Here is a 21,432-nt window from a genome sequence, read left to right as displayed (position 1 = left end):
TGATCCTGCTTCTTCTGCAGCTTTATTTTTCTCATATAGAGGAGATTAGACGTTCAGTTTCTCTCTAACCACTTATCCTGCGTCTCTCGTTTTGGATGAGATTTCATCACCAAAAAATTGATACGTCGATTTTTAATCTGATTTATGAATCACTAAACTGGATCAGGATGAAGATCTGCCGGATTTGCTTCCGGATTTCGATATACATCCGCAAAAATGATAAGCTCAGCTAAAGGAAAGCTCAACAAGAAGAAGTAAAGGCCAACATTTAGATATGGCTTCTGTACTTTTTTATAGACACGGAATTGAAGATCTTTACCCTTGACTGTATGAGCATCTTGAATTAAAGCGCCATCTAAATATAAGTCTCTCTGTTCAAATAAGCCTTTACCATGGATTGATAAATCCAGAAAGGCATCTTTTTTTCCGGAAATTTTAGAGATTGTCAATTGATAATCCCTTTTTCCTGGCAATTGACGATCAAGAACAATCTCTGACAGCCTGTCTTTCTCTAAGTCCTTCTCTGAAATGATCTTTTTTGTTTTTGGTTCTGGTTCTGTGCCATATATAGGACTGATTGCCGCCTGATAACTCGCTCTGCCGCCAGAAGCAGCTTTTCCTAAAGCAATATGGTCAAAATTACGGCCCGCATGAAATGTTTGCCTTACTACATTCCGTTCGGAAATGCGTGCATAGATACTTCCCTTTTTTTGACTTTGGTTAACTGAATAGTGATACTGCACATCCGGATTCTGAGTAATTGGCTTCAGATGAGCCACAGCAAGGCATAGAAAGACAACAAACAAAAGATTTGCTCCTCGCTGTGCATCCACCCAAGGCAGCGTTAAAGATGCATGCATGCGTATTTTTTGCACAAAGATCACCAACTCTTTAAGCCCATAGCAAGATCCAATCAGCATCGGGAAAAGAAAAAGCAAAGCGTATCTCGGCTCCGCTTCCCAAACAAAAATATAAAAAAGATAATTTCCGAATAGCATGATTTGAATTAATAAACATACATCCACTTTTTTAAGTCTGAAAAAACGCATAACCGAACCAAAAAGCAACATAAAATGGAAACAATGGAAGATCTGAACCATGAACAAAACAAGCTGTTTCTGACCGCCGAAAAAATAATTATACATAAGCGAATGACCCGTAGTATTTCCCATATACCAGTAGTAGCCCATTGATCCGTCCGCATATACGCGAAATGCTTTTAAGAGCCACAGATAAAGCAATCCACAAACAGTTCTTGTTGTTAATCTGTGCTTAATTTCACGCAGATTGGTTGCTTTTTTTTGTGCCTGTGTTGGCTGTTCAAAGGTTTTCTTGAAATCGCGGATATTATAGCGACCCTGTTCAGACAGTCCCAGCATGATCCAGTGTGTGGTTGGCATTTTGTATTGCGGCATGGCATCTATATGTACCTTACTGGATAAGCTGCTTGTTGCCCCCTGCATCAACATTAATATGATGATTACGCTCGTTCCAATAGTGCACGCTGTTTTCAGTTTTGATCTGAGCACTAAATACAGAACAACGGCAGGGAGAAATAGAATAAGATTTTGACGCAGAACGCAGCCGGCAGCTAAAAGACAACAAAAAAGGATTACGTCCTTTGGACGGCGCCTCTGTTCATAACGCAACCAAATGTAGAGAAGCAGCGGGGGCATCATAATCATCAGTGTATCTGAGTAAAAGTAAAGTGTGTAAAAAAAGATTGGCGCACAGGACAAAACAAGAAGCAGAAATACTGTACCCATTCTTCGGCCAAGAAGCAGAGAAACAACCTTCCAAGAATAAAAAATACCTATATTGAGCGCTGTTAAACAGACCGCATGATCAACGATGAATAATTCTCGACTCGAATGAAAGGGTACGAGACAATAGAGGATATATCGAAACAGCGCAATCGGAATATTATTAGGGTAGATTTGAAAGTAAACACTATCTTCACCAATGGAAGCGTTTCTTTGGAGCAAATCAAAAGCCTTCATGAATACATGACCCCCATCAATTTCCGGAGGTTGAATACCTGCAAATGCAATGAAAACAAAACACTCAAATAACCCAATGCAACCCAACAACAATACAGTGATTATTCTTACACGTCTTTCTGAGCAGCCTGTAACAATCTGACTAAATGAAAGAAAAAAAAGAAAAACGACTGCAGCATAAAAGAACAGCATAAAAGACAAATCAAGTGATGAAAAGGCAAGTTTTCCATAGTAATTCCGGGAATTTATAAATATAGGACCAAGCACGCTCATAAGAAAAAAAAGTATTGTAAAGAAGGCGAATGCAATGCAAAATATTCGTATCAATTTATGTTTAAGAAACAGCAATCCGACTCACATCCGGGTAATCATTCCATTTTTTCTTAAACAGTATTTGTTAAACTACCCATATTTATTACGATATCTAAAATAATGTGCATTTGTTTGGCAAATTTACGACATGTCCCGTCTTGACAGAAGATCCCGGTCCGCCAAATTGATTCTATTATTTTTTTGTAGTACCAAAAAACGACCGATACAAGATCGGCCGTTCTTCAACGCATCTATTTATTAACGTATTATTTTTCGGTTACAGGCTTTTTCCACAATCCCAAGATCAATCCTGAAATGACAGCACCGATAATAATTGAAATCAGGAACAAAATTGCATGATTGCCAAGCAAGACAACGAAAATGCCGCCATGTGGTGCAGGAATGTTAATGTTCCAGAACTGAGTTAAACCGCCGGCAATTGCAGCTCCAATAATACTTGAACCAATCACGCGCAATGGATCAGATGCTGCAAATGGAATCGCACCTTCAGTAATAAAGGAAAGGCCAAGAATATAGTTGGTAATACCTGCTTTTCGTTCATCTTCAGTAAATTTATGTTTAAAGAGCGAGGTTGCCAAGGCAATTGCGAGCGGTGGTACCATTCCGCCTGCCATAACTGCTGCCATCATAAGTCCGTTTGTATTACCGCTGCTCGTGAAAACACCAATAGCAAATGTATATGCGGCTTTGTTAACAGGACCGCCCATGTCAACAGCCATCATTCCGCCAAGTACTATACCAAGTACAACAGCATTTCCAGTGCCTAAGTGATCAAGAGCGCCAATTAATCCCGTGTTAACCCATTTAAAAATCGGATCAAGAATATAATACATTAATCCACCCGTAATCAATAGACCAAATACAGGATAAAGAAGAATCGGTTTTAAACCGTCTAACGTACGCGGAAGACCGCTGAATACTTTCTTCAATAGGATGATTACCCAACCTGCAAGAAAGCCGGCTGCCAGACCTCCAAGGAATCCGGCGTTTGAAGAAGCTGCAAGGAAACCACCGACCATACCTGGCATCAACGCAGGACGATCACCGATGCTCATCGCAATATAACCCGCCAAAATAGCAATTAGGAAGTGAAACGCACCAGTATCGCCGCCTGCGATCGCACTCAACATTTGGAAAATGGTATTGTCTTTACCAAGTCTTTCAAATAAGAATGATATAGCAAGCAAAATACCGCCACCGACAACAAAAGGAAGCATGTGTGAAATACCATTCATCAAGTCTTTGTAAATTCTGCTCCAAATCGACGCATTTGCTTCCGGAGCATCGTTTTCAGTGGCTCCGCCTTCAGCATGATAAACCGGTGCCTGTCCATTGAGCGCCTTATTAATTAATTCTTCGGGCTTGCGAATTCCATCGCTGACCGGAGTCTGAAGCACCTTTTTCCCGTCAAAACGCGCCATTTCAATTTTCTTATCCGCAGCAACAATAACACCTGCGGCACGTGCGATTTCGTCCTTTGTCAGCACATGTTTCGCACCTTCAGAACCATTCGTTTCGACACGTATGGCAACGCCCATTTCTTTTGCTTTCTTTTTTAATGCATCTTCTGCCATATACGTATGTGCAATTCCTGTTGGACAGGCGGTAACAGCAACAACAAATTTTTCCTCTTTGGATGGAGACGGAGTTTGAACTGATTTTGCTGCTTTTTCCTTCGCCTCTTCAGCATCATGTTCCGCCTGTTTGTCATTAAAAAGTTTCACGACTTCACCGGCCGAATTCGCATTTTTGACCTGCTCCACAAATTCATGATCAATCAATAAGCGTGACAATGCAGCAAGCGTCTGAAGATGGACATCCGCAGCGCCTTCTGGTGCAGCGATCATGAAAAATAAATAAGAAGGCTGTCCATCTAGTGCTTGATAGTCAATGCCCTGCTTGCTTCTGCCGAATACAACCGTTGCTTCGTTAACAGCCTTAGTTTTTGCATGCGGCATGGCAATTCCGTCACCGATCCCCGTGCTTGATTGTGTTTCACGTTTTAAAATCATTTCTTTAAATAACTTCGGATCATTAATTCTTCCGTTCCGCTCTAAACTAGCGATTAATTCATCAATCGCGCCTTCTTTAGTCGTGGCTTGCATATCCAAGACCATTGCGCGTTCGATCATTAAGTCTGTGATTTTCATCGTGTGCAACTCCTTTTTTAGTTTCTGTAGAAAACAGGATTATTCTGAAATCCCGTCTTTAACATGAATTTCATTGTAGAATCATTTCTTTTTCCGTTAAGACTCTGCTGAACGATTTGCAATATAAACGATGGTTTTCTCTGTAATTAAGGATTGGCACCTTTCGGGTATTTGATCCGTAATAATGGCTGCCTCGCCCAAATCAAACATTCTGCAAAAAGATATTTCAGAGAACTTACTGCTGTCCGCAACGACATAGGAACTGGCTGCAAGTTGATGCGCACGCCGCTTTAACGCTGCTTCTTCCGGATCGGGCGTCGTATAGCCTACAGACGAATCAATTCCATTGACACCAATGAATGCGGTATCAAAACGAAATAGATTAATATTCTGCAATGCAATACTGCCGACAATAGCCTTTGTATTCGGTTTCATTAGACCGCCAAGTAAATAACACACTATTTTTTTTCGAACAAGCAGATCACCATGAGCAGGTCCATTAGTGACAACGGTTACATTTCTTGCTCTTATAAACGGTATCATTTCAAGTGTTGTGGTCCCTGCATCAAGATAGATACAATCATTGTCTTTGATTTTCTGAGCAGCCAGCTTAGCAATCGATTTCTTCTGCTGAGCATTCTTAAACGTCTTAGTCTCCATGTCAGGCTCTTCATTGAGCTTTCGCAATAAAGACGCACCGCCATGGATGCGACGAAGTAAGTGACGGCCTTCCAATTCTTGTAAGTCTCTGCGGATCGTTGATTCGGAAGCAGCCAACATTTGAACCAATTCTTGCATTTTAACAACATGCGTCTCTGTTAAAATTTTCAGGATCAATTGTTGCCTTTCTTCAGCCAACATATCTATTCCTCTCCTCCACAAAAATTATTCTACCACATTTTCAGCCAAAATCAATCAATTCATTTCAAAAAAAGTCAGTGCTTACAGTGAAACGTCATTTTTAATGATTGAAGTTGAACGATTATGATCAGTGACTCTTACTGCCAACAAGAATTTCAAATGCAACCGTAATTGTTGCTGACGATTTTTCTAACCACTGTTTTCGTTTCATTTCAGAAACATTCCATGTGAGCGGCGTCATTTGAATCAAATCTCTGATTCCTTCCTGATTCAATGGAATCGTATAACTTATCTTTTGTGTCAATGCATTTGGAAAATGCTGTTGAAACAGACTGAATGTGTCTGCGTTGGAATAGTGCGTTTTTTCTTCACCAAATAATGAAAAACGCAGTTCTCTAAGGTATTCACTACCTGGAATAACTTTTATTATTGATCCTCCCGGCTTAAGCATCCGATCAAAGGTGTGATAATTGGATGGTGAAAGTATGTTCAAAACAAAATCAAATAAATGAACATTAAACGGAGGATAAGCTAAATCAGCCACAAGCCAATTTTGATTCGGGTAGATCTTTGCTGCTGATTGAATGCCCTCCTTCGCAAGATCAGCACCAAACCCCCTTATGTTATTTGATTGGACGATTGCAAGAAGCTGACAGATCTTGGCAAGATGCGAACCCTCTCCGCAGCCAAGATCAAGAATGTGAGCAGAATCATTCATAAGACCCATTATTTGTTCTGCTAGAGCTTCAATAAGTGGATCAAAGAATCCGTGACCAACAATAATCCTTCTCCGTGCCTCAAACAGTGTTTTGTCATAATGTGTATGGATCGGTCTTGTTAACAGGTTTACATAGCCCTGTTTAGCAATGTCAAAAGTATGCCCATGCATGCACACCAGACTTTTTTGCATAGCTGTATCCATGGCTGCACCGCAGACAGGGCATTGAAACATGTTTCGATTTAAGTGCAATTGTTCGGCACAATGTGTTCGTTTACTTATCATTCAATTCAGCCTTCATTCTATAACACGTATTGCATCATTATACCACAGGATATAAATGCCTGAGGCTTCACAAATCTCTAAATCGTCGATTGGAAAAGAAGCGGTTGTTTCAAATAATGTATATTAATCAATGGAGATTTTGAATCTTAAAACGTATAATATGCTTAATCCTATATGAAAGGTATGATTAATATGAGTACTGCTTCACCATCAATTCCTCGTCCTCTTGTCAGAACAAATCAATGGGTCATCGTACTAAGCGTTGTCGTATCACTGATCACCAATCAATACTGGCTGCTTTTAATTCCATTATTATCAGGCCTCATAGGGCTCTTCTTTCACTTCAATCCGATTATGGCACTGGCAAAATCTTTTTTGAGAAAACCGCTTAATACGTATATTCCGGAAGACAAGCAACAGCAAAAGTTCAATCAGACAATCGCAGTGTCATGTCTTTTCATTGCATTCATTAGTTTTCTGCTGCGTTGGACGATAGTCTCCATTGTCTTCTCATTAATTGTTGGTCTTGCTGCTTTTATCGCTATTCTTGGCTTCTGTATCGGATGCTATATTCATTTTCATTGGTCACAGTATCGGCAGAGACGTCTTCAAGCACAGAATCAATCGAAATAACCTCCTACTAAACAACCAGAGTAGCGCATGAGTCTGTCACAGGTTGAAACATGGGTGAATACACTAAGGCGAAAAGGAGCGATGGATATGTCAGAAATTTATGATGCGCCAGAGCAGCCGTTCTTTATCCCTCAAACGATGGATGAACGAGCTGCACAGCAGCCGGCAAGCAATAACCAAGCGATCCATGATACATGCACGAAATTAATGAATTTTCACGTGATTGCACAGATGGCTGACGGATCAAAAATGGAAGGAATTATTGAAGACGTGAACGATCAAGGAGTCATCATGCTGGTTCCCGAAAATGTAAATGAACGCTTTTTCCAGGGGCCTGGGGGACCGCGTCCACGATTCAGACGATTTAACCGTTTTTTATTTCCCTTTATTTTCTTTGTTCCACCATTTTTCTATCCGTATCCCTACTATTATTAATTCATGATAACTAGTCATTTAAACGAAAAAGACGCTACCTCAATATGTCGCATCATGCATGAAAGAGGAGCGTTTTTTGTTTTTGCATTTCAATCATGCAGTTTCTGCCAGATTACCAAGCATGATCGCGATGGCACCACTTGTTTCGATCCAAGTTCCTGCCGTTACCGTCGGATCAAATATAGTATAATCATCCTGTTCATCCAATATTTTTTTTCTTCCTTGTGCCTGTATAAAGTTTCCGAGACAGAGCATGAAAATACCAACGAACAAATACGTTTTTTTCCACGTACCTCGATCTGTCAAAAGAATCATGTTAGCCAGTACTTCCTTCAGGTTCGATGACATGGATTGCACAAGCAATTTGCGGTCGTCGTCTTCGTTATGAAGGAATTGAACCGCAAAAGATCCATAACTAATAATTGTCAGAGCTACGCTTAATTGTGCCAATGGATCATCAGATACAAATTCTGCAAGAAGAGCGCCGGCACCCACTTGGATTAAACTGCCGAGAAAAACTAACTGATCCTGAGTTTCACGATCTAAACTTTTAATTGGTGTCTGTCCGATGGAATTCATAAATTTTCCTATTGCTATGGATGTAAACGCAATGTTTTTTGACAGTTCATTTCTTTTCACCCTGTTTCCCACCCGTCGCAGAACCTCAATACCATATTCTATTCACAAACGGAATAATTGATTGAAGTATAATCATAAGGTCGACATTTAACTGCCCAGTTTCTTCCTGATTGCCATAAGCGGCTTTGCGATCATCGGCGAAATAAAACACGCGGCAAGTGCTTCAGCAATTCCATTAGTCACAACAACAACAAACAAAGCAGGCAGCAGCTTGCTCACATCGATTTGCAAATAATTTGCATAGGGAACACGGTAAAAAATGTAGATAAGACCAAGAACCAGCACCGTATTCGTTATTGATCCAAACAAAGCAGCAATCGACATGCAGATAATACGTGAACGTTTCGTTTTTTTCAATAAAAGAAAAAGATAACCAGCGACAAAACCGACAAGAATGCGTGGCACTACTGAAATTAATGGATTAGTGAATACGATCGGTGCAATGGGACTACTGGGAAAGGTGAATGCACGTATAAATGTGGTCATTCCCCATACTCCTCCAATAATTGCTCCTTCAACCGGCCCTAAAACAAGGGCAACGACAATGACAGTTAGATGAATAATTGTTAAACTAAAAACACCAATCGGAATGTATCCAAGAAAAGGTACAAAATTCTGCAAAATAATAATGGCTGTAAATACGCTTATAAGAACTAAACGAAATGTTTGGTTTTGACCTCCGTTGTCCATGTCTCGCTCCTTCTTAAACCTGTCTGAGTGATTTATCATTCTCTTTCCTTAACCTATTATGAATTATAGTTGCTTTTTTCAATCGAGCAAGGTGAAATCATTTAATAAAGGTTACTTATTGATGACAGTGACGTAGCTAAGACATTTTGAGAAAAGTTTTCGAAGATAGACTGCAGTGAGCGAGACCCATGCAAAGTCTACTTGCTTGTAGAACACTCATTTGTCCCATAGAGCAATGATATCAGATTATATCGTAGTAACTCATATAATTGTTTACATAATTATTTTATAGTTAATTTTTTGAATTAATGTGTATCATATGATTTTTTCATTGGTGTTGTTCCCTTGTGAGGCTATTCGGTTATAAAAAAAAGCAATGAACCTCTTTTTCAAAGTGATCATTGCCTTTCGCCCTTATAGTTACCCGATAAAAGATTTACTATTGCCCTTCTTTATCTTTCAAAATACCTATTAGTTGCTTGATCTGTTTCGGCACAGGCAGACCTGTCCGTCCTGCATTTTCTAAAATTGACAAAAGCTCGTTTGCTAAATAAAAATAGATTGTTGCATCCATAATGATGTTTTTCGAACCAATGACTTGATCGCATAGATGACTGACAGCCACAATGACAAAAATCATCACTTTTTTTGCAATGCCTTGAAAACCGATTTTACTAGACAAAGTACCGACATAGGCGGCCGCCAGCAGCCCGGAAATATAATCAATGATCACAAAGGCGACCAATACTGCAATCAAAGGTGTCCATTCACCATATAAATAACCAGAGACAGCTCCAAATAGTGCTGCCATGCTTCTATAAATAAATTCATATTTTGTCACAATTTCATCACCTCAATGCTTCTTTTCTATAACTTATGTTGCCATGCTCCATCATGTAAAGGCTCGAGATACAGCAAGAATAACCATTTTAACTTAAAAAATCAGATGAGATGATCAATTGTATTAAACAACAAAATAGTTTAACAAAACCGATCCCCAAAAACACAAAAAAAGATCCCCTAATTAAGGGGATCTAGTAACGATTGTTTTGGGAGTTATTGCTTAATAACTAACATAATGAATATAACATAAATAGGTGACAACCAGCATCAAACTTTAGGTGATTTTCATCTACGTCTAAAGTCTTAAAATTAAATAAGATTTAAGGTGAACATGGCATGCATGCAAATCTTAAACTTAAAGGATGGGAAAGTTAGTGAGGCAATCATTGTACAGCCAGACGCCACTCGTTTTCTAAGCGCGCTGGAAAAATTAAGTATTTGGGGCAAGATTTGCTGGAGGCATAACCTTGGATTCACCTCAAATCCGAGCGGCAAAGCATTGGATTGCTTTACCACTATTATTTTATCTCGTTTTTATCCGCATGAACAACGTATTTCTGATGCGTACCCCCGCATTTTTTTATGCGGGATCACGCACGATCACGCATTTTCCCCTCAATTCACCATTGATTTTCATTCTAATAAGACAGCGCTCGACGTTCCAGCGCATTCCAATGAATCATCATTTGTTCATTATTCATCCAGCGTTTTGTTCCTGTCCAAGGATCATTATAATAAAACCCGCTTTCCGAATAGCCAGTCAATGTTAGCGCGTGATAAAAGAAACCATCATAGGTTCCCCAAATCACAACCGGGTGATTGTTGCTGATGAAATCCTTCAATTTATCTGTTGAAGCACCGGTCAGATTAACTGCACTGCCCGCATATTTCTTAACAAGCTTCATAAGTGCCGGAGGATAGATCGTCGCCCCAGACTTAGAGTATGGACTGCCGACAAACCCAGTATCGGGATCACCGTTCGTTGCGCGCGGCATCTCTTTTGCAAGCCCTTTTTTCGTCACATCTGCCCCTTTATAGCGGAGCATCATTGTTACAGCCGTAATCTCACATCCTGCAGGAAGCTCAGGTAATTGACTTACGACGGCAACGTTCATGCGGTAACTTTCCGGAATTTTAGTTCCTGTATAAACAATTTTTGACCGCGATTGCTTCATCACTTTTTGTAGGTGTATTTTCCCAAGCACAATTTCACCGTTCTTTCGCTTTGCCTGATAGCGCACAAGCATGGAGCCGTTTTCTCCCTTCTGGTGCACAACGTAATTTCCTCGAAGCATGGATTTTTTCTCGATGGTTTGGGTTTTATAGGCAATCTTCTCTTTTCTTTCATAAATGACGTGAATCACTTTAGAAACAGAAGTACTGTTCCCTTTGAATTTATATGTATAAGTGAGCTTGTATGCACCTGTTTTATTGGGATCAACATGCCCGGAAATCGCTAATTTATTCAGTGTAAGTTTTTTCCCTTCTTGACTCGTAACAACAACATTTTTCCTTGAATTAAAACGATCACCTAAATGAATGGTCTTCGCTACTTTCTGCACATTTATAATGACCTGTTTCTCATGTTGTGTCCGCCCGAAAATGCTTTTAGAACAACCAGAAAGCAGTAAAAGTAAAATAATAATGATGTATATGAAAATAAAACGGGTATTCAGGTGTTTAACCAATGAACTCGTCCCCCAAATCATTAAGATTTGATGAGACAAAGTTAGCATGTAAAACTTAAAAATTGCTTAAAAAGTCTTACGAATTATCATCCGCAAATCTCATGTTATTATAGTGATAGATTAGAAGAACGATCAAGAATGGAGAGACTGAGGATGCCGGAATTATCCTATGTAGCGATTGACTTTGAAACTGCAAATTCACGACGCACTTCCCCACGTTCCATCGGATTAACAAAAGTAATTCAAGGACAAGTTACCGAATCCTACTACTCCTTGATTAATCCTGAAGAATATTTTGATCCATATAATACGCAGATACATGGGATTAATGAACATGACGTTATTCAAGCACCGACTATGGACGAGCTTTATCCTAAATTGCTTCCATTTATTGATGGTCTGCCGCTGGTGGCTCACAATGCCAGTTTTGATATGAGTGTTCTGCGCTTTACATTCGATAAATATCGACTGCCTTACCCGGAAGTCAATTACTTCTGTTCTTACATCCTTGCAAAAAAATTGTTGACATTGCCTTCCTATCGTTTAGACCGTGTTGCTTCCTACTACCGAATTGCGTTTCATCACCATCAGGCTTCCGACGATGCATTGGTTTGTGCGGAAATCGTCCGGAAAATGATGCAGGAATTTCATATTCAAACGTTAGAACAAATGCAGCAGCAAATTAATTATAAACTAGGCCGATTACATAAACATTCCTACGCACCCTTTTCATCCGTCAGAACGCGACGAGTACCATCATTCAGGCCGTCGGACATTACCTCTAAAAAAAATTTCTTTGATAAGCAACATCCTCTCTTTCATCAAACGGTAGTGTTTACAGGTTTGCTTCAATCGATGTCACGCGAGGAAGCTTGTCAGAAAGTTGCTGATCGCGGCGGAATTAATGGCAATAGCGTGACAAAGAAAACAACACTGCTTGTTGTTGGTGAACCCGATCGACGAACAATGACGCATTCAAAAAGCAGCAAAGCTCTTAAAGCAGAACGTCTGGCAGCTTCCGGGCAATCCATTACCATTATTGATGAAAACCATTTTTTGGCTATGCTTAAGATTATAAGTGAGAATCACAACTAACAACTTCTTGACATAGTAAAACCAATCCACAAAATCATTACTTTCTGGTTGGTCATTACAAAAAATGATCCTCGGCATATTTTGACCGGGGATTACTTATTATAAAGTACTATTTTATTGGCGGACCGTAAATGTCCTTCCAAATCAAATGACAATAATTGAACGCAATGTATGCTGATCGAAGAATTGGTTGGTGTCTGCGATTATTATGATATATATTCATAAACAGCCTGATAATCCTCAATCTATGCTTCCATGGTGGTCGGTCACCTTGTTTACGTACAGGTTGTTGCATAACATCCATCCTTTAGGCAGAATGCAGGAAAAGGGCCACCAAAATAGCCTGGTCATTATTTGATATTCTTAAACGTAGGGATTAGTGACAAACTGAGAACAATTAGAATCACATACAATCCAATCATAGCTATACAAAACGTAATGACCCTGCAGACAGGGTCATTTTTTCTTCTGTTTTTAGCACAATTAATTAAGCTATTTAAAGGAATTATTTTGTAAAACAGTAACATTTTTCTCACTCGTTCTTGCAGCTTTTTTAGTAGACGCAACAAGACGATTGATATCCTGACAGCATTGCTTTGCTCCTAGGACAAGCAGCGGCACGCCTATCAGATCAATTTTCAACCATCTGGAACATAGCCCACCGATTGTCATCGCAAAGGGCACAGTTGGTGATGTATTTGAAAAAATGATTTTTTCAGTTCCCTTATATTTCTGCTGCAGTAACAAACTCAAATTATTTAATGCCGGAACTAGATGCTTTGATGTACCGCGCCCAACTGTATAAACTGAATTTCCCTCATCATCAATTCCATGATAAATAATCTTACCCATGTCCGAACTGTTTAACTTATTAAAAAAAGGCACAGCTAAAATTTCTGCCTTTGTCAATTTGTGATCAGCAGATATTTTCTTTAGATGATATGCTGCAGCTAATGCTGTCGTATGTGTCCCGCCGAAGTCATTATAGATGTAAATCACACGATCATCCTTTTTCATTTTGATTTCCTTACCTTGTTATCTCCATTTTTAAAAAGGAATATCCCTCAATAACGGTACATCTCAAGCAGATTTAAAAAGAAACGCCCGACGCACATGATCAATGTAAAAAACCCTCAATGCATCTCGGCACAAAGGGTTTCAGAATAATTCACTAATTAATATTATTTTAGGGGGATCAAGTAATAAAAAGGAAGCGGCTGTTTTCAATTCACCTTTTTTGATCAGAGAAACTGGATCATTTGCATTAGAATCGGAATAACGATAACAAATAATACTGTACTTGTTGTCACGACATTGGTCGCGTACTTTACATCACCATGCGCTTCGTTTGCTAGGATCGGCAGTACAGCAAGCATTGGCGTCGCAGATTGGACAACCAATGTTTGAATTAACATTGTTGGTAGTTGCGTGCCTGTGATATGCATCCCGCTTAAGATCAACGTAATTAATACAAGTGGTGAAATTACAAAGCGGCCAAGTAATGCGATAATCGTATCTCTTTCAAATTTCATACTTGAGAACCCTGCATTGTACAAAACAATGCCGATATAAATTAATGAAAGCGGCGTGACAATACTGCCTACGTAAGTAAGTGTCGAATTGATAAAAGCCGGAACAGGAATGTTTAAAATTAAAAATACTAACCCAACAATAAACCCAAGCAGTGGCGGCGGTAGTACTTTTTTCCAATTTATCCCCCTCCTGCCTTCCTTTTTTACAGAAGATTTCGTCGGGTCGTCATTGGAAATTAAATATACTCCGAAAGCCCAAGTTGAAACGGTATTCGTAATATAATAAATTAGAAAATAAGGAAGACTTTTGTCTCCAAACAGCGCAATGTTCAGTGGCAGACCGATAAAAATGGTATTCGCGTTCACTACCGCATTCATGAAAATCCCACGCCGCCCCGGACGAATCTTTAGTATTTTTACCAAAGCATAAGCGATGAGATACGAAACGATGACAGCAAGTATTGGGTAGATGAGACTGCCCGACAACTGCAATAAACTGTGGCGGGATAAATACTTGAGTACGGATACAAAGATCGATGCCGGTAAAGCAACTTTTGTAATTAAAGATGAAATGCTTTTACCAAAATTTTCATCAAACCATTGAAATTTTTTCAAGAAATAACCTAAACCTATCATTAAAATAATCGAAATGACACTTTGAATGGACTGGAGAAATACCATACAAATCTCCCCTTCTCTCAGATGTTAGTCTACATTTAATTTTTGTACATCATGCTCCCTATTGCAGATCTGCACCTGTTGTTTTTAAGTCCTCTGGCAGGGATATTGCATTTTATTGCCTCCTCTTGAGCCATGCTCTTCTGCATATTATCAATTGTGAGCTGTTTACAAGAAACTATAACAGGCAATAAAAATTATAGTCAAACACCCCATTAATGATAAATTCCATTTATATGAGAGCAAATTCATCGTCAATTGCCATCTCGTTTCCTGCCAATTAATAGTGTTTCAAGTATTGGTCGCGTTCGCATGCAAGACATAAATGGTCGTTGCGTGTACAAGAGAGGGCTTGAGATGTACAAGTTTGGCAAAATCGCAAAGAAGCACCGAAAAGCAAATTAGTCGAGGCAGGTGAACATCCGTAGGGAAGCGTGTTTCCTAGAGCCTATGCTTACCAAAGGAGTGCGGGTTCAAATCCCGTCAGAGGCATTTTCTATGTTTGTGTCGAACATTACCAAAATTACCTATCCACTCTTTAAGGCATACGTATTCTGTGCTGATGCTCGAATCGGGAGCGATGATGAAGGATTTGCAGATGCGGCTCGGTCACAGTTCGATGCAAATTACTGAAGATATTTTTTCTCATAACATTGATGTCATTCAACAAGATTCCATTAATAAATTTGAAAAATACACCGAAAAATTTTTATAAGGTCGCCAAAAAGTCACCATAATATCATCAACAATTAAAAAAATGATTATGGCGACTTTATATTGGTCAAATTAAGAAACCCCTCAAAGCCATATGGCTCAAGGGGTTTCAGAGTAATTAATAGATTAATATTGTTCGAGATATTGATCGCGTTCCCATTGGTGCACTTGAGTGCGGAACATATCCCATTCAATTTCTTTCGCATCGTTGAAGTGAGAAACCGTATGTTCGCCAAGCGCAGCCGTGATGACTTCATCAGCATTGAATGCATCAACTGCTTCTTTAAGTGATGCAGGAAGTTCGTGAATGCCAAGTTCTTCACGTTCTTGATCATTCATAACATAGATGCTGCGGTCAACGGAAGCAGGCGGAGTCAAACCTTTCTTGATACCATCCAAACCGGCAGCCAGCAGTACAGCCATGCCAAGGTACGGGTTAGTAGCAGGATCAACGCTGCGTACTTCAATACGTGTGCTCAATCCTCGAGCAGCAGGAATACGGATCAAAGCGCTTCGGTTGCTCAATGACCATGCAATATAGCTTGGTGCTTCATAGCCGGGAACCAATCGTTTGAACGAGTTAACGATCGGGTTTGTAATGGCTGTAAATGCGCGTGCGTGTTCCAAAACACCAGCAATAAATGATTTGGCTGTTGCGCTGAGTTTGTCTTCAGTATCAGCATCAAAGAATGCATTTTCTTTGCCTTTGAACAGCGACATGTTTGAGTGCATGCCTGAGCCGTTTACACCAAACAACGGCTTCGGCATAAATGTCGCATGCAAACCATGTTTGCGAGCGATGGTCTTCACAACAAGCTTAAATGTTTGGATGTTATCGCATGTTTTTACAGCATCCGCATATTTAAAATCAATTTCATGCTGACCAGGAGCAACTTCATGGTGTGATGCTTCAATTTCAAAGCCCATATCTTCAAGCTCAAGCACGATATCGCGACGACAGTTTTCACCAAGATCTGTAGGTGCCAAGTCAAAATAGCCGCCTTTATCATTTAAGTCAAGAGTAGGATTTCCGGATTCATCCAATTTAAAGAGGAAAAATTCTGGCTCCGGTCCAATGTTGAAAGAAGTGAAACCAAGTTTCTCCATCTCAGCCAACTGAGCCTTCAGAACCGAGCGAGGATCCCCCGGGAATGGCGTACGATCAGGTTTATAAATATCGCAAATGAAGCGAGCAACTTTACCCTTTTCTGCCGTCCAAGGGAATATGACGAAGCTGTCATAGTCTGGATAAAGAAGCATGTCCGATTCTTCGATCCTTACAAATCCTTCGATTGAAGAACCGTCAAACATAATATCGTTGTCTAGTGCTTTTTCGAGCTGGCTTACAGGAATCTCTACATTTTTGATAATTCCGAGCAAGTCAGTGAACTGCAAACGGATAAACTTTACGTTTGCTTCATTTACCTTAGAAATGATGTCTTCTTTTGTAAACTTTGCCATTCAAGATCCTCCCCAAAAATAAGTTTCTGTTTTCAAAAAATTTTATATACATAGGAAGCAGTCACCGAAAGAATCGGGATAACTCCCCTTGTATTAACGAAGCCTTGCCGAACTTGCCCGCTTGAACGAGTTCGGATTTCAAAAATTTCATAAGCTCAGCATCGGACATAGCTTTCTTTGCTTCGGCCGGACGATTTGCTTCTACAGGCTTTTCGCTAAGCACACGTCTTATGCCGGCGAGATTTACACCCTCGTCCAGCAAAGACTTGATGTCGAGTAAACGATCAACATCATTGAAAGAAAAGACGCGGCGATTTCCCTCGCTACGCTCCGGATTTATTAGATCATTTTCTTCGTAGTAGCGTATCTGCCTAGCTGTCAGCCCGGTTAGTTTCTGAACAATGCCCATCGAGAACAAAGGCATTGAGCGGCGTACGTTATCAGCCATCTCGCCTCACGCCCCTTTCTTAAACACATTATAACGGGCAGCCCATAAGTTGTCAAACAATGTTAGCTTATCTTACAGCTTGTGGTATTGATTTAAATAAATTGTCACAATTTGATCTTTTCAGGATCAAGCAATTTTTTTTCTAATAAGTGATTCACCGCAATCATCAATGCCGCTTTGACATGTTCGAACGTCAGTCCTCCTTGAACATACAGGGTAAATGGAGAACGAATCGGACCATCTGCTGTTAATTCCAGACTTGCTCCTTGAATAAATGTACCAGCAGCCATGATAACATCACTCGTGTAGCCGGGCATCGGGCTCGGATACGGCAATACATGGGCGTTAATTGGAGATGCCATTTGTATCGCCTGGCAAAACGCGATCATTTGATCCGGATCATGAAATGTAACGCTTTGAATCAAATCTGTACGTGCCTTGTCCCATGAAGGCGATGTTTCCATACCAAGCATTTCCATGAACGCAGATGTGAATATAGCGCCCTTCACTGCTTGGGCAACCATGTGCGGCGAAAGAAAAAAGCCTTGATACTGATCCTTTAATTCACCTAATGACGGGCCGACTTCTTTTCCCAGTCCTGGAGCCGTCAGTCGTTCCGCACACATCGAAACTAATTCCTTGCGGCCGACTATATAGCCTCCGGCCTTTGCAAGTCCCCCTCCAGGATTCTTAATCAGCGATCCGGCCATGAGATCTGCACCTACATGACAGGGCTCCAGTGTCTCGGTGAATTCGCCATAACAATTGTCGACAAAAACAAGGATATGAGGATGCACTTTTTTAATTGCTGCAATCGCCTCTCCAATCTGGGCAACCGGGATCGACGGACGCTGATCATAGCCGCAAGAACGCTGAATCGCAATCAGTTTTGTGTTTCGGACGATCATGCGATTTACAGTCTCAATGTCAATTTTTCCATTGCTAAGTGCAACATCGCGAAATCCGATTCCAAAGTCTTTTAATGATCCATGACTGCCGCTTGTCAAACCGATCACCCCTTCCAGGGTGTCATACGGCTTGCCTGTTATGTACATTAATTCATCACCGGGACGAAGCACTCCAAAGAGTGCAGTCGTAATTGCATGTGTTCCGGAAATCATTTGTGAACGGACAAGACCTGCTTCAGCTCCGAAACAATTTGCATAAACTGCTTCAATACCCTCGCGGCCAAAGTCATCATAGCCGTAACCTGTTGTTCCGCTAAAATGTGCATCACTGATCTTATTTTTTTTAAAGCTGGATAAAACACGGTATTGATTTTCTAACGAAATAGTATCTATAGTTTTCAAATGATCCGCAATTTGTTCTTCGACTGTTGCAGCAATATTTTTTAATTTTTCTCCATAGACAAGCGCATCAAACATTTTGTCAAGACTCCTTATTCATTGACGATGGATCTCGGGTCAACCTCGCAGCGATCGGTGTATCAGGAAAAACAAATCCTCCAACTTCGTAGGCTTGCGAGGCCTCGTCATATTCTTGTCTCTTCAGTATCGTGTTCCGCTTTAGTTCATTAAGTAATTTCCCTTCATCAGCAGGGAGCAATGCATGGTAAGCGACCATCTGCGCTTCAATCTGCGTCTGTATTTCAGCAAGAATTCGATCACGATCCGCCGTGTCCTTTGCTGAAACGAGAAGCGATCCTTTTGGAACAATGAATGGTGTTTGTAACAGATCTTTCTTGTTATAAATCATAAGCATTGGCAAATCGTCGGCACCGAGTTCAGAAAGTAAATGACGAACGGTTTTTTCATGGACCATCAAATCCGGATCTGAAGCATCCAGTACATGCAAAATCAATTGCGCGCCGCTCACTTCTTCAAGTGTTGAGCGAAATGCGGCTACCAGCTGTGTCGGCAACTCCTGAATAAAGCCAACTGTATCGGACAGCAGGACCATAAAGCCACTAGGAAGTGCCATTTTTCGAGTCAACGGATCAAGAGTTGCGAATAACTGATTTTCGGCATAAGTTCCGGCAGCCGTTAATTGATTGAACAGTGTGGATTTTCCTGCGTTTGTGTAGCCGACAATGACCACTTGGCATTGATTATTTGTCTGACGATGGTCACGATAGCGCTTACGATGCGCGACAACAGTTTTTAACTGACTGCGGATATCCTTCATTCTGCTACGAATATAGCGTCGATCAGATTCAAGCTTGGTTTCGCCGGGACCTCGCGTCCCGATTCCTCCTCCAAGGCGTGACAGTGATTCTCCCATCCCGCTCAAGCGAGGAAGAAGATACTGAAGCTGGGCGAGCTCCACCTGAAGTTTACCTTCTCGTGAACGTGCCCGCATCGCAAAAATGTCTAAAATGAGCTGCGTTCGATCTAACACTTTTGCATTGAGCAACGCACCGAGCCGTCCTTGCTGGGATGGAGACAGCTCACCATTAAATATCACGGTCCCAGCAGCCAATTCCTTTTCAAGGGCATCAAGTTCTTGCAATTTTCCACTCCCAATATAGGTAGCAGAGTCAATTTTTTGCCTTTTTTGGGTCACGACGGCAGCGACTTGTCCACCAGCCGTTTTTGTCAAATCCTCCAACTCCTCAAGTGATGATTCAAAATGATCATCACTTTGAGAAGGAAGCTGACAGGCAACGAGTATTACACTTTCCATAAAATACCTCTCTTTAATTAATGCATTATGCTTCGTCTGCATGCGTGATCATCGAATGGTCGTCAAGTGCCAAATCGCAGGCACGTATTGTCATCAGCGCGTCACGATCAAAACTGTTTTCCCTGACCAGACGGACGGCCTGCTGCCGAATCATTTTTTCCACATGATTGCGTACATAACGTCCATTGCTGAAATGCGGTTCATTCTCAACAATTTTCTGATGAAGATGGCGAAACAGTTTCTTTTGTGCTTCAGCCGTCATGATGTATTCGCGATCACGGATCATTTGTTTCGCGATATCAAGCAATTCCGAACCGGAATAATCCGGAAAAGACATGATCATCGGAAATCGTGACGGAAGTCCAGGATTCATTCGCAGAAATTCTTCCATTTCATCGGAATAACCGGCAAGAATCAAAATGAACTCGTCTTTGTGATCTTCCATTTGTTTCACTAATGTATCAATGGCTTCTTTGCCAAAATCCTTTTCCCCTCCACGAGAAAGTGAGTACGCTTCATCAATGAACAAAACTCCGCCTAAGGAACGTTTAACAAGTTCTCTTGTTTTTTGTGCAGTCTGTCCAATGTATTCGCCGACAAGATCTGCTCTCTCAGCTTCAATTAAGTGACCTTTCGGCAGTATGCCCATATCACGAAACAAGTCGCTCAGAAGACGTGCTACCGTTGTCTTCCCGGTTCCCGGATTCCCCTTAAACAGCATATGAAAGGACTGCTTTTGTACTTTCAAATTCGCTTCTTCACGTTTGCGATAAATATAAAGCCACGCATAAAGTTCGCGTACCATATGTTTTATCTGATCCATACCCACCAGTCGGTTTAACTTCGTCTCCAGCTTTTCGAGCGGTTCATGAGTCACACGCTCATCAACCGGAAAAGGTGCAACTTCATGTTTTTCAGCCTTCTGGTTAAAGACCACGTTAATCTGGCTTTTTTTTGTAAATGTATAGGCCTCTCGCACGATCCGATCACCTCGCTATTCATTGGATCAAGCTCCGCTGACTGCCTGCGTTGTTATGTGTACGCCGGCTTGAACGTGTCCGTGACAGATGCCCATTAATTTGGAACACGATGAAATATGATTGGACTGCTCTATCCTATGTCATTCGTGTCTTATTCAGAAGTGCAAACAGCCAAAGATACGCCGACTGCAAATGGTGATCCATGCGGACGGCCAAGTATCTAAAAATAAAAGAAAGACAGCGCAACCGCTGTCCTTCCAGAATCTATTATGACTCGTCCTGACTGGTCCAATTTACAGGCTTTGAAGGAGTAAACGTCGAAATTGCATGTTTAAAAATTAATTGCTGCTTTCCTTCACTGTCCAGAAGCACTGTAAAATTATCGAACCCCTTAACCTTGCCCTTCAATTGAAAACCGCTGATAAGAAAGACGGTCACAAATGTTCCTTCTTTTCGCAATTGGTTCAGAAAAGTATCTTGGATGTTGATTGACTGTTTCATTTTATTCCTCCTCTTTTCTCTCTAAATAAAACTAGTTCGATTTAATATGAAAATTTCCTGCAAGAAAACCTCTTTTACCTGATCTTTTTTCTCTGAGAAGGAATT

General features: G+C 40.7%; 21 protein-coding genes. 5 read left to right on the top strand and 16 right to left on the bottom strand.

Features of this window, described 5'->3' with window-relative positions; genetic code table 11:
- Nucleotides 1-152 precede the first annotated feature (152 nt).
- The 4 genes from NIE88_RS07750 to NIE88_RS07735 form a co-directional block, all read right to left on the bottom strand.
- A complete protein-coding gene (locus tag NIE88_RS07750; RefSeq protein WP_507237321.1) occupies nt 153-2,327 on the bottom strand; it encodes a glycosyltransferase-like membrane protein in 2,175 nt (724 codons plus the stop codon).
- 251 nt (nt 2,328-2,578) lie between these two features.
- A complete protein-coding gene (locus NIE88_RS07745) occupies nt 2,579-4,483 on the bottom strand; it encodes a PTS fructose transporter subunit IIABC (RefSeq protein WP_253060770.1) in 1,905 nt (634 codons plus the stop codon).
- A gap of 96 nt (nt 4,484-4,579) precedes the next feature.
- The gene (locus tag NIE88_RS07740; RefSeq protein WP_253060768.1) at nt 4,580-5,344 is read right to left on the bottom strand and encodes a DeoR/GlpR family DNA-binding transcription regulator; all 765 of its coding nucleotides are present in this window, start codon (nt 5,342-5,344) and stop codon (nt 4,580-4,582) included.
- A 127-nt stretch (nt 5,345-5,471) separates the two neighbouring features.
- Complete coding sequence (locus NIE88_RS07735) at nt 5,472-6,347, bottom strand: putative RNA methyltransferase (RefSeq protein ID WP_253060766.1); 876 nt, start codon at nt 6,345-6,347, stop codon at nt 5,472-5,474.
- Between the two features lie 192 nt (nt 6,348-6,539).
- Here NIE88_RS07735 and NIE88_RS07730 point away from each other — a divergent pair, with 192 nt between their 5' ends.
- The gene (locus tag NIE88_RS07730) at nt 6,540-6,980 is read left to right on the top strand and encodes a DUF4395 domain-containing protein (RefSeq protein WP_253060764.1); all 441 of its coding nucleotides are present in this window, start codon (nt 6,540-6,542) and stop codon (nt 6,978-6,980) included.
- Nucleotides 6,981-7,067: 87 nt separating this feature from the next.
- Nucleotides 7,068-7,415, top strand: a complete 348-nt coding sequence (locus NIE88_RS07725) for a hypothetical protein (protein ID WP_253060762.1) — start codon at nt 7,068-7,070, stop codon at nt 7,413-7,415.
- Between the two features lie 93 nt (nt 7,416-7,508).
- Here NIE88_RS07725 and NIE88_RS07720 read toward each other — a convergent pair whose 3' ends face one another.
- The 4 genes from NIE88_RS07720 to NIE88_RS07705 form a co-directional block, all read right to left on the bottom strand.
- Nucleotides 7,509-8,054 carry a DUF6944 family repetitive protein gene (locus tag NIE88_RS07720; protein WP_253060760.1) on the bottom strand — a complete coding sequence of 182 codons (546 nt, stop codon included), beginning with the start codon at nt 8,052-8,054 and terminating at the stop codon, nt 7,509-7,511.
- A gap of 87 nt (nt 8,055-8,141) precedes the next feature.
- Nucleotides 8,142-8,744: an ECF transporter S component gene (locus NIE88_RS07715; protein WP_253060758.1), complete on the bottom strand. Its 603-nt coding sequence runs from the start codon at nt 8,742-8,744 to the stop codon at nt 8,142-8,144.
- Between the two features lie 439 nt (nt 8,745-9,183).
- On the bottom strand, nt 9,184-9,555 hold the full coding sequence (locus NIE88_RS07710) for a phage holin family protein (RefSeq protein WP_253061087.1): 372 nt from the start codon (nt 9,553-9,555) through the stop codon (nt 9,184-9,186).
- Nucleotides 9,556-10,225: 670 nt separating this feature from the next.
- Nucleotides 10,226-11,275: a C39 family peptidase gene (locus NIE88_RS07705; protein WP_253060756.1), complete on the bottom strand. Its 1,050-nt coding sequence runs from the start codon at nt 11,273-11,275 to the stop codon at nt 10,226-10,228.
- 153 nt (nt 11,276-11,428) lie between these two features.
- Here NIE88_RS07705 and NIE88_RS07700 point away from each other — a divergent pair, with 153 nt between their 5' ends.
- The gene (locus tag NIE88_RS07700; protein ID WP_253060754.1) at nt 11,429-12,370 is read left to right on the top strand and encodes an exonuclease domain-containing protein; all 942 of its coding nucleotides are present in this window, start codon (nt 11,429-11,431) and stop codon (nt 12,368-12,370) included.
- A 492-nt stretch (nt 12,371-12,862) separates the two neighbouring features.
- On the opposite strand, the gene NIE88_RS07695 is transcribed toward NIE88_RS07700, so the two are convergent.
- Both NIE88_RS07695 and NIE88_RS07690 read right to left on the bottom strand, forming a co-directional pair.
- Nucleotides 12,863-13,369: a DUF3189 family protein gene (locus tag NIE88_RS07695; protein ID WP_253061085.1), complete on the bottom strand. Its 507-nt coding sequence runs from the start codon at nt 13,367-13,369 to the stop codon at nt 12,863-12,865.
- Nucleotides 13,370-13,611: 242 nt separating this feature from the next.
- On the bottom strand, nt 13,612-14,583 hold the full coding sequence (locus NIE88_RS07690) for an AEC family transporter (protein ID WP_253060752.1): 972 nt from the start codon (nt 14,581-14,583) through the stop codon (nt 13,612-13,614).
- A gap of 495 nt (nt 14,584-15,078) precedes the next feature.
- Between NIE88_RS07690 and NIE88_RS22385 the strand changes: the two genes are divergently transcribed.
- Together NIE88_RS22385 and NIE88_RS07685 are read left to right on the top strand one after the other, a co-directional pair.
- Nucleotides 15,079-15,213, top strand: a complete 135-nt coding sequence (locus NIE88_RS22385) for a hypothetical protein (RefSeq protein WP_290446379.1) — start codon at nt 15,079-15,081, stop codon at nt 15,211-15,213.
- Nucleotides 15,161-15,295: a hypothetical protein gene (locus tag NIE88_RS07685; RefSeq protein ID WP_309247022.1), complete on the top strand. Its 135-nt coding sequence runs from the start codon at nt 15,161-15,163 to the stop codon at nt 15,293-15,295. Before NIE88_RS22385 ends, NIE88_RS07685 begins: the two co-directional genes overlap by 53 nt.
- A gap of 125 nt (nt 15,296-15,420) precedes the next feature.
- On the opposite strand, the gene glnA is transcribed toward NIE88_RS07685, so the two are convergent.
- The 6 genes from glnA to hfq form a co-directional block, all read right to left on the bottom strand.
- On the bottom strand, nt 15,421-16,755 hold the full coding sequence (gene glnA / locus NIE88_RS07680) for a type I glutamate--ammonia ligase (RefSeq protein ID WP_253060750.1): 1,335 nt from the start codon (nt 16,753-16,755) through the stop codon (nt 15,421-15,423).
- Between the two features lie 61 nt (nt 16,756-16,816).
- Nucleotides 16,817-17,203, bottom strand: coding sequence for a MerR family transcriptional regulator (locus NIE88_RS07675; protein ID WP_253060748.1), 387 nt, complete (start codon nt 17,201-17,203; stop codon nt 16,817-16,819).
- Nucleotides 17,204-17,307: 104 nt separating this feature from the next.
- A complete protein-coding gene (locus tag NIE88_RS07670; RefSeq protein ID WP_253060746.1) occupies nt 17,308-18,588 on the bottom strand; it encodes a methionine gamma-lyase family protein in 1,281 nt (426 codons plus the stop codon).
- Nucleotides 18,589-18,592: 4 nt separating this feature from the next.
- Entirely contained in the window at nt 18,593-19,846 is a 1,254-nt protein-coding gene (hflX, locus tag NIE88_RS07665; protein ID WP_253060740.1) for a GTPase HflX, read from the bottom strand.
- Nucleotides 19,847-19,871: 25 nt separating this feature from the next.
- Nucleotides 19,872-20,825: an AAA family ATPase gene (locus NIE88_RS07660; protein WP_373689415.1), complete on the bottom strand. Its 954-nt coding sequence runs from the start codon at nt 20,823-20,825 to the stop codon at nt 19,872-19,874.
- Nucleotides 20,826-21,093: 268 nt separating this feature from the next.
- Nucleotides 21,094-21,327 carry an RNA chaperone Hfq gene (gene hfq, locus NIE88_RS07655; protein ID WP_253060738.1) on the bottom strand — a complete coding sequence of 78 codons (234 nt, stop codon included), beginning with the start codon at nt 21,325-21,327 and terminating at the stop codon, nt 21,094-21,096.
- Between the last annotated feature and the right edge of the window lie 105 nt (nt 21,328-21,432).

The sequence above is a fragment of the Sporolactobacillus shoreicorticis genome (assembly GCF_024125445.1).
GTDB lineage: Bacteria > Bacillota > Bacilli > Bacillales > Sporolactobacillaceae > Sporolactobacillus > Sporolactobacillus shoreicorticis.
The sequence above is the reverse complement of the archived record's forward strand: the minus strand, read 5'-3'. Positions and strand labels throughout refer to the sequence as shown.

Coding starts and splice junctions, on each gene's coding strand:
- NIE88_RS07745 (WP_253060770.1), bottom strand. CDS start 4,483: ATGAAAATCACAGACTTAATGATCGAACGCGCAATGGTCTTGGATATG.
- NIE88_RS07700 (WP_253060754.1), top strand. CDS start 11,429: ATGCCGGAATTATCCTATGTAGCGATTGACTTTGAAACTGCAAATTCA.
- NIE88_RS07730 (WP_253060764.1), top strand. CDS start 6,540: ATGAGTACTGCTTCACCATCAATTCCTCGTCCTCTTGTCAGAACAAAT.
- glnA (WP_253060750.1), bottom strand. CDS start 16,755: ATGGCAAAGTTTACAAAAGAAGACATCATTTCTAAGGTAAATGAAGCA.
- hflX (WP_253060740.1), bottom strand. CDS start 19,846: ATGGAAAGTGTAATACTCGTTGCCTGTCAGCTTCCTTCTCAAAGTGAT.
- NIE88_RS22385 (WP_290446379.1), top strand. CDS start 15,079: ATGTTTGTGTCGAACATTACCAAAATTACCTATCCACTCTTTAAGGCA.
- NIE88_RS07725 (WP_253060762.1), top strand. CDS start 7,068: ATGTCAGAAATTTATGATGCGCCAGAGCAGCCGTTCTTTATCCCTCAA.
- NIE88_RS07675 (WP_253060748.1), bottom strand. CDS start 17,203: ATGGCTGATAACGTACGCCGCTCAATGCCTTTGTTCTCGATGGGCATT.
- NIE88_RS07670 (WP_253060746.1), bottom strand. CDS start 18,588: ATGTTTGATGCGCTTGTCTATGGAGAAAAATTAAAAAATATTGCTGCA.
- NIE88_RS07710 (WP_253061087.1), bottom strand. CDS start 9,555: ATGGCAGCACTATTTGGAGCTGTCTCTGGTTATTTATATGGTGAATGG.
- NIE88_RS07685 (WP_309247022.1), top strand. CDS start 15,161: ATGATGAAGGATTTGCAGATGCGGCTCGGTCACAGTTCGATGCAAATT.
- NIE88_RS07735 (WP_253060766.1), bottom strand. CDS start 6,347: ATGATAAGTAAACGAACACATTGTGCCGAACAATTGCACTTAAATCGA.
- NIE88_RS07715 (WP_253060758.1), bottom strand. CDS start 8,744: ATGGACAACGGAGGTCAAAACCAAACATTTCGTTTAGTTCTTATAAGC.
- NIE88_RS07740 (WP_253060768.1), bottom strand. CDS start 5,344: ATGTTGGCTGAAGAAAGGCAACAATTGATCCTGAAAATTTTAACAGAG.
- NIE88_RS07690 (WP_253060752.1), bottom strand. CDS start 14,583: ATGGTATTTCTCCAGTCCATTCAAAGTGTCATTTCGATTATTTTAATG.
- hfq (WP_253060738.1), bottom strand. CDS start 21,327: ATGAAACAGTCAATCAACATCCAAGATACTTTTCTGAACCAATTGCGA.